This is a genomic window from Ralstonia sp. ASV6 (genome assembly GCF_016429285.1).
In the GTDB taxonomy this organism is placed as follows: domain Bacteria; phylum Pseudomonadota; class Gammaproteobacteria; order Burkholderiales; family Burkholderiaceae; genus Ralstonia; species Ralstonia flaminis.
Genome location: NZ_JAELUI010000329.1, coordinates 1 through 819, shown reverse-complemented (window position 1 = coordinate 819; position 819 = coordinate 1). Strand labels below are relative to the sequence as shown.

The following is an 819-nucleotide window of genomic DNA, read 5'->3' as shown; positions in this document are numbered from 1 at the left end:
TGCCCACAAATCCCCCTGCTGTTCATGGGTGAGGAATGGGGCAGCCTGCGGCCCTTCTATTACTTCACCAGCCACCACGGCGCATTGGCCGATGCGGTGCGTGAAGGCCGGCGGCGCGAGCTTGGGCGGTTCTCAGCGTTCTCCGACCCACTTAAACGCGAGCGCATTCCCGACCCGAACGATGAGCGCACCTACCAAGCCTCCTGGCCCGGCGAGGCGGAACTCACCAACCCCGAACACCTCGCCTGGCTAAACCGCACGCACCAGCTGCTGACGTTGCGCCATGCGCAAATCGTCCCGCGTCTGGTGGGCGCACACGCGTTGGATGCCGTGCCGCTAGGCACCACCGGCGTGCTGGCGCGATGGCGGCTGGGCGACGGCAGCGTACTGACACTCGCGGTCAACCTGGGGGCGCAGCCAGTGTCACTGCCGACTGCGTTGGCCGGCAATCCCGCCGATCTGCTCTACGAATCGCGCGACGGCGCGGCCGCCATGCTGGCTACACACCATGTACCGGCATACACCTGCATCGCACTGTTGGCACCACCCTCCAACTGAGCCACCGCGATGAATCATGTTCCCCACCCGTCCGACAGCGCGCTGCATGCACTCGCTCAACAGGCCGGCTTGCAGGCTGACTGGGAAGATGCCGCCGGCTGCGCCATGCGTGTGAATGACGACGTACTGCGCACGGTGCTGGGCTGCCTGGGCCTACCAGCCAGCACTGCGGCGGAAGTCGCAGACAGCCATGCGCGGTTGCAAGCGGAAGCCGACAACGTGACTGTGCCTGCGCTGGTGACTGGCATCGTCGGTCAGCCA

Annotated in this window: 1 protein-coding gene and 1 pseudogene; both read left to right on the top strand. The window is 66.1% G+C overall.

Going from position 1 to position 819, the window contains the following annotated elements:
• Window positions 1-558: DUF3459 domain-containing protein (locus JHD73_RS27900; protein WP_199033359.1), on the top strand; the 558-nt coding region annotated here is incomplete at its 5' end.
• Between the two features lie 9 nt (window positions 559-567).
• A pseudogene (locus tag JHD73_RS27895) lies at window positions 568-819 on the top strand (4-alpha-glucanotransferase); the annotation flags it as partial.